This is a genomic window from Brotaphodocola sp. (assembly GCF_050873065.1).
In the GTDB taxonomy this organism is placed as follows: Bacteria; Bacillota; Clostridia; order Lachnospirales; family Lachnospiraceae; genus Brotaphodocola.
This window is the reverse complement of record NZ_JBNMIC010000105.1, coordinates 1-4,177: the sequence shown is the minus strand read 5'-3', so window position 1 is coordinate 4,177 and position 4,177 is coordinate 1. Positions and strand designations below refer to the sequence as shown.

3 protein-coding genes are annotated in these 4,177 nt (G+C 46.9%); all 3 read left to right on the top strand.

All coding sequences use genetic code 11. The features are described from left to right. On the top strand, positions 1–1,818 hold a 1,818-nt coding region (secA, locus tag ACR0QE_RS13180), incomplete at its 5' end, for a preprotein translocase subunit SecA (protein ID WP_432628793.1). A gap of 210 nt (positions 1,819–2,028) precedes the next feature. Then, on the top strand, positions 2,029–3,558 hold the full coding sequence (locus ACR0QE_RS13175) for a Na+/H+ antiporter NhaC family protein (RefSeq protein ID WP_432628792.1): 1,530 nt from the start codon (positions 2,029–2,031) through the stop codon (positions 3,556–3,558). A 132-nt stretch (positions 3,559–3,690) separates the two neighbouring features. Further along, positions 3,691–4,177, top strand: a 487-nt coding sequence (locus tag ACR0QE_RS13170; RefSeq protein WP_432628791.1) for a C39 family peptidase, incomplete at its 3' end; no start/stop codon positions are given.

The window sequence follows — 4,177 nt, the reverse complement described above, 5'->3', positions numbered from 1 at the left end:
TATTCCAAGATGGATGCCATCATGGGAATCGAGCAGGAAGAGACCGGAGACTTCATCGTAAATGAGAAAGATAAGGTTGTAAACCTGACACAGGAAGGTGTGCATAAGGTTGAGCAGTTCTTCCATATTGAGAACCTTGCGGATCCTGAGAATCTTGAGATCCAGCATAATATTATCCTTGCACTTCGTGCACACTATCTTATGTTCCGTGATCAGGATTACGTGGTGAAGGATGATCAGGTTATGATCGTCGATGAGTTTACCGGACGTATCATGCCGGGAAGACGTTATTCCGATGGATTACATCAGGCAATCGAGGCGAAGGAGCATGTGAAGGTAAAGCGTGAGAGCAAGACCCTTGCGACGATCACATTCCAGAACTTCTTCAATAAATTTGATAAGAAGGCAGGTATGACCGGTACCGCGTTGACCGAGGAGAAAGAGTTCCGTGATATCTATGGAATGGACGTAATCGAGATCCCTACGAACCGTCCAATCGCCCGTATCGATCATCAGGATGCCGTATATAAGACCAAGAAAGAGAAATTTAAGGCTGTTGTAGAGGAAGTTAAGAAAGCACATGAGAAGGGGCAACCGGTTCTGGTTGGTACCATCACGATCGAGACTTCTGAGTTGATCAGCGGTATGTTGAAGCGCGAAGGTATCCAGCATACGGTATTGAATGCAAAGTTCCATGAACTTGAGGCTGAGATTGTTGCACAGGCCGGACAGCACGGTGCCGTAACGATCGCCACCAATATGGCCGGTCGAGGAACGGATATCAAGCTTGACGATGACGCAAAGGCTGCCGGCGGTCTGAAGATCATCGGTACAGAGAGACATGAGTCCCGCCGTATTGATAACCAGCTGCGTGGACGTTCCGGCCGTCAGGGAGATCCGGGTGAGTCCCAGTTCTTCATTTCTCTTGAAGATGATCTGATGAGATTGTTCGGATCAGAGAGACTGATGTCCGTATTTACAACACTTGGTGTGCCGGAAGGCGAGCAGATCCAGCATAAGATGCTGACCTCTGCGATCGAGAAGGCACAGGAGAAGATCGAGTACAACAACTACGGAATCCGTAAGAATCTGTTAGAGTACGATCGGGTAAACAATGATCAGAGAGAGATCATCTACTCTGAGCGTCGTAAGGTATTGAACGGAGACAGCATGAGAGATGTCATCTTCAAGATGATCCAGGATCAGGTTGAGAAGGCGGTTGACACCTGTATCTCCAATGAGATTCCTCGTGAAGAGTGGGATTTAAATGAACTCAACGAACTGATTCTTCCGATCATTCCGCTTGAGCCGATCACAGAGGAGAGTATCTCTGATGTGAAGAATATGAAGGAACTTAAGCAGCATCTGAAGGAGAAGGCAGTACTTCTCTACGAGGCAAAGGAGACGGAGTTCCCTGAGATCGAGCAGTTCCGTGAGCTGGAGCGTGTTGTTCTTCTTAAGGTAATCGATGGTAAGTGGATGGATCATATCGATGATATGGATCAGCTGCGTCAGGGTATTGGACTTCAGGCATACGGTCAGAGAGATCCGCTTGTTGAGTACAAGATGGCTGGCTTTGATATGTTCGATGAGATGATTTCTGCAATTCAGGAAGATACAATCCGTCTTCTGTTCCACGTTCAGGTTGAGCAGAAGGTTGAGAGAGAGCAGGTTGCCAAGGTAACCGGAACCAATAAGGATGAGACTGTAGCAAATGCGCCGAAGAAGCGCGAACATGCAAAAGTTTATCCGAATGATCCGTGTCCGTGCGGAAGCGGCAAGAAGTATAAACAGTGCTGCGGACGTAAAACCGTATAGTTTGTGATTATGTAATTGCATAAAGTAAGAAGAAGAAAGGATCGATGCGGCTCCGGATAAGAGCATACGTCGGTCCTTTTTGATGTTATAGGAAGAGATATGCAATTTCCGTGCAAAAAAGTGCAAAAATTACTTTTCATACATCAAATTTATGTGTATGATGAAAGAAATGTTATGTAGTGAAACAAATGAGAGAGGATGGTTTTGAAAATGGATGCGTCAATGTTTATCGGTACATGGTGGTCACTGGTACCGCCGCTTCTTGCAATTATACTTGCACTTGTGACGAAGGAAGTGTACAGTTCCCTTTTTATCGGAGTCGCAGTGGGTGCGCTGCTTTATACGGGATTTCATCCGTGGAATGCGTTTATCGCATTGTTTGATATCATGAAAAGCAGTATGAATTTAAATATTCTTATTTTTGATGTGCTGCTTGGAATGATCATTGTTTTGATGTCAAGGTCCGGCGGTTCGGCCGCATACGGTAAGTGGGCCGGAGACAAGATTAAGTCGAAAAAGAGTGCGATGCTTGCGACAACAGGACTTGGTATCTTAATCTTCGTAGATGATTATTTTAACTGTTTGACGGTCGGATCGGTTATGCGACCGGTTACGGACCGCTATAAAGTTTCGCGTGCAAAGCTGGCATATATTATTGATGCCACCGCTGCTCCGGTGTGCATTATTGCACCGATTTCCAGCTGGGCGGCAGCGGTCAATTCCTATGTGCCGGAGGATGCGGGAATCTCGGGCTTCCAGTTATTTTTGCGCACGATTCCGTACAATTTATATGCAATTTTAACGTTGGTCATGGTATTTTATGTGATCGTGGCGAATTTTGATTTCGGCCTGATGAAAAAGCATGAAGACAATGCGGCCAGAGGCGATCTCTTTACATCCGGCGCAGAGGAGTTCGAGCAGGTAAAAGAGGAAGAAGTTTCTACAAAGGGCAAGGTGATTGATCTGGTGCTTCCCGTTGCGGTACTGATCGTTTCCGCGATCGGCGCGATGATCTACACCGGATATCTGGGTGGTGCCGATAATGTGGTCAGTGCGTTCGCAGGATGCGATGCTGAGACGAGTCTGATTTTTGCAACGATGGTTACGGTTTTTGTTACCTTATTTTTATATCTGCCACGTAAAGTCATTACATTTAAAGATTTCATGGGCAGTTTTGTGGAAGGCTTTAAGCTGATGATCCCGGCAATCGGAATCCTGATTTTCGCATGGACATTAAAAGGCATGGGTGACGCCTTGGAAATCGGCACGTTTGTTGAGAATGCGGTTGGAGCAAGTGCTTCAGCGAGTCTGCTGCTTCCGGCAATCCTGTTCCTTGTAGCAATTTTCCTCGCATTTTCTACCGGAACAAGCTGGGGGACTTTTGCGATCCTTGTACCGATCGCAATCGCAATGTTCCCTGGAACGGATAAGCTTGAGATGATGATCATCTCCGTATCGGCAGTTCTTGCCGGTGCGGTATGCGGCGATCATGTATCTCCGATTTCCGATACGACAGTTATGTCATCTGCCGGAGCGCAGAGCAACCATATTAACCACGTAACCACGCAGATGCAGTATGCGGCAGTGGTTGCAGTCGTATGTTTTATCGGTTACATTATCGCAGGGGTATCGCAGAGCTGGTGGATTGCGCTGGGCAGCAGTCTTGTGATCTTACTTGTTGTGCTGACCGTGATGAAGCGCATGTTTTCTTCGCGTGAGAAGAAAAGCGTGGCTGCGTAATCATATAGTGATAAAATACAGAATCAAAAATGATTTCACCAATGATGTGTCAATGCTGTAAATGATGAAAATTTGCATGCGGCAGTGAGGCAGGAGTGGAAGCAGCATGCTTTGGGAGAAGAAGAAAATAACATGCGAAAGATAATAGAGGTACCATATATCGATCAGAGTGTTTCCTATCCGACCGGCTGCGAGAGCGTGTCGGCAACGATGCTTTTGCAGTATCTCGGTTATGAAATTACAGTGGATGAATTTATCCAAAACTATGTTACGTGTGTGCCGATGCAGGAACGGGACGGACAGATGTACGGACCGGATCCGCGCAAGGCTTTCTGCGGAAGCCCGTATGATGCAGACTCGTTCGGATGCTACGCGCCGGTGATCTGCGAGGCGTTGCAGAAAGCAGTTGGAGATCAGTACACGGTGGTTGATGAGACGGGAACGTCGATGCAGGATCTGATCGAACGCTATATTGACCGGGATATGCCGGTCGTGTTCTGGGCATGCATTGATATGAAGAAAGAAATCATCGGTCCTCAGTGGAAACTTTTGGACAGTGGTGAGTTGTTTACGTGGCGGTCAAACGAGCATTGCATGCTGCTCGTCGGATATGATGAGG

What these genes read in the sequence shown, in the direction of transcription:
- ACR0QE_RS13175 (WP_432628792.1), top strand. Translation starts at nt 2,029, where the DNA reads ATGGATGCGTCAATGTTTATCGGTACATGGTGGTCACTGGTACCGCCG.